The following is a 4244-nucleotide window of genomic DNA, read 5'->3' as shown; positions in this document are numbered from 1 at the left end:
ACGAGGCAGTTGGCGGCGCGTTCCAGGGCGACCAGGGCCGGAGCGGGTTGGGGCAGGTTCTTCAGTTTTGCCAGGGACGTGCTTCCGGTCGTGGAGCACACGCGGAAACCGACGAGGTCCTCGATGCGCGTGAAACCCGCGTTCCTCCTGACAAGCAGACGCAACCCCGACTCGTAGTAGACGCCGGAGAACCGTAGCTTCTGCTTGCGCTCACATGTGATCGTCATTGTCGCCACGATGATGTCCACGTCACCGCGGCTGATTGTGTTGATACGCTCGTCGGTCGTCACAGCCTGGAATCGGATCCGGCCGTCCGTGGTCCCGAAGAGCGTCTTTGTGATCTCCTTGGCGATGTCGACGTCGAAGCCCTCGAGCTCGAGCTTCCGCCAGTTCATGGAACCGAAGGGCGGAGAGTCCGTGGTGATCCCGACCCGCAGATATCCTCGGTCGAGGATCGCCGCCATCGCCGAACCGGGTGGCATCTGCCCGGGAGCGGGCATTGGGTTGGCCGGGTCGACGCTCGCCCGGACCGGCTGGCCGTCCGCGCAGGTGCCCGGTGCGACTGTGCGTATGGGGGTCGGGGTGGTCCTGGAGGGCGAGGGCGCCGTCATGGCACCGGGTACGGCGGACGGCTGCGACGTACCGTTGGAAAGCGGTTTCGCCTCCGGGGGAAGGGGGCTGCCCGTGGTGGCGCAGCCTGTCATCGCCACCGTGATGCCGAGAAGGACCGCCGCGACCCAGCGACACGCGGCCCCGCGGCGCCGGCGGATCCGCGCGTTCATGGCTGGTACTCCCTGTACAGCCGCCAAAGACCGGCCAGGCTGAATGTAGTACTTAAGAGCATGATGCAGAAGGCGAACCATTTGAATCTGTTCAACGGCGACAGGGACGCAGACATCCCGCTTTCGAAGTGACTCTGTCTCTTTTCCAGGAGTTCGGCCAACTTTCCGTCGAACCGGTCGAATGCATCGGCCTCCGGCCCGACCGTCAGGCGCGTCGCCTCGGTGAAGGAGTCCTGCCCGCCCGGCTCCGACGGTTTCCTGAGGAGTTCGACGACTTTCGATCGGGTATTCAACCACGTCCGCAGGTCGTCGGTCAGGGCCGGCGGGACGTCTCCCGGTGCGAGCCGGTCGAGTGACGTTGTCAGGGATCCCCGGCTTTTTCCCGGACGGGGGCTGCGGGGATTGCCCGCGGAATCGTACCCGAGGGCGTTCACCGCCTGGTCGAACCCCTCGTCATAGGCCCGCCCGTTTCCGAGGGAGACCAGCGCCAGGTTCTCGTCGGCGCGGGCCTGTAGCGCGAGCACCCTGGACTGGGCCAGCATGGTCATGACGTCATATCCGCTGTCCCGGGCCCGGACGAGACGGGATTGCTGGGCGGAGAAGGCCCAGGCGGTCCACACCGCGACGACGACCAGGAGCAGACTTCCGGTGATGAGCCAGAGGTTGAAGACCCGGTGGGTGAACCGGGCGAGGGCGACCTGTAAAACGACCAGGATGAGGCCGGACAGGCAGAGCACGACCGTGACGCCGAGTTCGCCGAGCCCGCGCGTGGCCTGCCGGAACGCCCTGTCGAGTTCGCCGGCACCGAGGGCGACAAGCCTGTCCGTAACAGGGATCATTTCGGTCCGCATCAATTCCGACGCCCTGCGCAGGTACGCTTCACCGACAGCGTTTCCGACCCGGTTGTTCGCCCGTGCGCGCTCCACCATGCCGGCGTACACGGGTGTCTGCCGCCCCAGATCGTCGAGGAGGTTTCCCGCGCACGCGGGGGCGGTCGGTCCCGCGGCCCGCGGCGGACACGCCGTGGGGTTCAACTGCCGCAGTCTCAGCACTCCCTCGACGGCCGCAGCAAGGTTGTCGTCGACGTCGTCCTGCGTTCTGGCCTCGTCAGCATAGGTCTGCCGGGCCGCCGCTTCCTGCCGACCGCCTTTGTCGAGCTCCACGTGCTCGAACACCAGTGACGCCGCGGCGGCGTCGGCCTTCGACAGGGCTGCCCGCACCTGCTGGGCCCCGACGACGAACGCACCCGCCTGATCCCTGGCATTCCGCATGGCGTCGATACGGGAGGCGATCAGAAACAGGAGAAGCAGGGTCGACGCAACGAGTATGAGGGTGACCGCCGCGGCGGCGCACACGAGCCGCCGCGGTGTATCCGCCCACGCGCGCGCCGCGGCCACAAAACCCGCCGAGGGTGCCGTCCCGCGATCCGGGGATGTCCCGGAGGGCGCGGGGGAAGCGAACGACGGGACAAAAGTCGGCCGCTTCTCGGTGCTGCTGCTCACTGCTTCGGCCACTGGCCGGCGGCCGTCATCCGAACGTCCTGTGCCGACCATGCGGAGATACCCGTCATGGCCGACATGATAGGAGAATTGTCGGGGCGAGCCGCACCCGGCTGTTTCCGTTTCCCGTTTCTTCCCGGGCACGGGCAGCTCGACGGCGGACGTGGTGACCGGCACGCGCGGCGCGCACTGGCCGACAGCCACGCATCAGTGGACAGCCGTGCACCAGCGGAGAGAAACGTCTGATCAGCGGCGGCTGCCGTGGGCGGCCGGGTCGCTCGGTGGGATCGTCGAGGGATCCACGTTCAGCTTTGTCCCGTCCCAGCGGAACGTCACGTCGGCATTTCCCCCGGATGGGCAGCACACCTTGTCCGAGGGTTCGTACAGGTCGTAGCGCAGCACGACGGACGTTTCCCGCGCGGCCGCGACGCTGATGCCGGCGCTCGGTTCGACGAAATCCTTGCCGATCATCTCGGTGCCGACGAAGAAGAACCCGAACTGCTGGGGGACGTTCGGGGAGTCCGCTTTCCGCCCGATGAGGACGTTGAGGGTCCGCCCCCGCGCGAAGCCGGAACTGTCGGTCACGGTGAAGCCGCGCTCGTTGAGCGTGTTCGACGCCTCGGCAAGGGTGAGGTGCCCAGGCGTCGTGCTCGGTGTCGGCGTGCCGGTGCGCGAGACCCGGGGCGTGGGGGTGGTGGTCCGGACGGTGCTCGGCCCTGTCGTGGGGTTGCGGTGGGTAGCTGGTGTCCTGCCCGGGCTGGCGGTCTGCTGGTACGACGGTGCCGCCGCGCTGTCCTGCGCGGTGAGTCGGGAGTCCCGCTCGCGCAGCGTCAGGGCGGTGGCCACGCCACCGAGGGCGGCTATTGCCAGCAGCGCCACCACCACCGTGGCGAGCCAGCCGCGCCGGCGGGGCCGTGCCGGGCCGGTCGGCGCAGGGCTGTGCGCCTGTGCGGGGCCGTGGTACTGGGCGGGGCGGCGGGTAGCCGGCGTCTGGTCCCACTGCGGTTGGTAGGACTCCGCCTGCCAGCGTTCGGGTGGCACCTGCTGGTAGGACGGCTGATGGGCGTGGACCGACGGCCCGGATACGGATTGTGGCGCGGATCGAGCTGCGGTGGGCGGGGGCGTCAGCGACCACCACTGGGCCAGGGCGGTTTCGGCCGCCCGGACGGATTCGCCCGCGTCGGCGACGTCGTGCCCGACAAGCCGCGCGACGAGGTGCGCGGCGGTCGGACGCCGCGCCGGGTCCTTGTCGAGCGCGGTTGCCAGCACCGGGGCGAGGTGTGCGGGGACGCCGGCCAGGTCGGGCTCGGCGGTCATGATCTGTACGGCGACCGCCTCGGGCCGTTCGCCGGCAAACGGCTGGCGGCCGGTGGCGGCGAACGCCATGCAGGCGCCCCAGGCGAAGATGTCGGCGCCAGGACCAGCACGCTCGCCCCGCAGCTGCTCGGGGGCCATCCAGACCAGGGTGCCGATCAGGGTGCCGGTGCGGGTGTGGTTGGTCGAGTCGGCCGCTCGCGCGATCCCGAAGTCGATGACCTTCGGGCCCTCCCAGGTGACCAGGATGTTGGACGGCTTGAGATCGCGGTGGACCACACCGGCGGCGTGTATCGCGACCAGGGCGTCGGCGAGCCCGACCGCCAGTCCGTCGAGCAGGTGCCCGGTGAAGGGTCCGCGCTGGGCCACCGCGTCGGTCAGGCTGCGACCCTCGACGTATTCGGTCGCCATCCACGGTCGCGGGCCGTCGAGGTCGGCGTCGAGGACGGCGGCCACGCTTCCGCCGCGCACCCGCCGGGCGGCGGCCACCTCGGTGCGGAAGCGGCTGCGGAACTCCGGGTCGTCGGCGAGACCGGGCGAGGGCACCTTGACCGCCGCCGGATGATCGTCCTTGCTGAACCCGAGGTAGACGGTGCCCATGCCGCCGGCGCCGATCCGGCTCTGTAAGCGGTACGGCCCGATCTGTCGC

Annotated in this window: 3 protein-coding genes; all 3 read right to left on the bottom strand. The window is 69.5% G+C overall.

Annotated elements, in window-relative coordinates:
• Positions 1–782 (bottom strand): transporter substrate-binding domain-containing protein (locus DD1DGNOD_RS29760; RefSeq protein WP_241255818.1); only part of this gene is annotated, 782 nt, incomplete at its 3' end.
• Positions 779–2284, bottom strand: a complete 1506-nt coding sequence (locus DD1DGNOD_RS18030; RefSeq protein WP_131770677.1) for a hypothetical protein — start codon at positions 2282–2284, stop codon at positions 779–781. The genes DD1DGNOD_RS18030 and DD1DGNOD_RS29760, both read right to left, overlap by 4 nt.
• Before the next feature lie 243 nt (positions 2285–2527).
• The coding region (locus DD1DGNOD_RS18025) for a protein kinase domain-containing protein (RefSeq protein ID WP_131770680.1) at positions 2528–4244 on the bottom strand (1717 nt) is incomplete at its 5' end.

The organism is Candidatus Protofrankia californiensis (assembly GCF_900634765.1).
Lineage (GTDB): Bacteria > Actinomycetota > Actinomycetes > Frankiales > Frankiaceae > Protofrankia > Protofrankia californiensis.
This window is presented reverse-complemented; position numbering and strand designations above follow the sequence as displayed.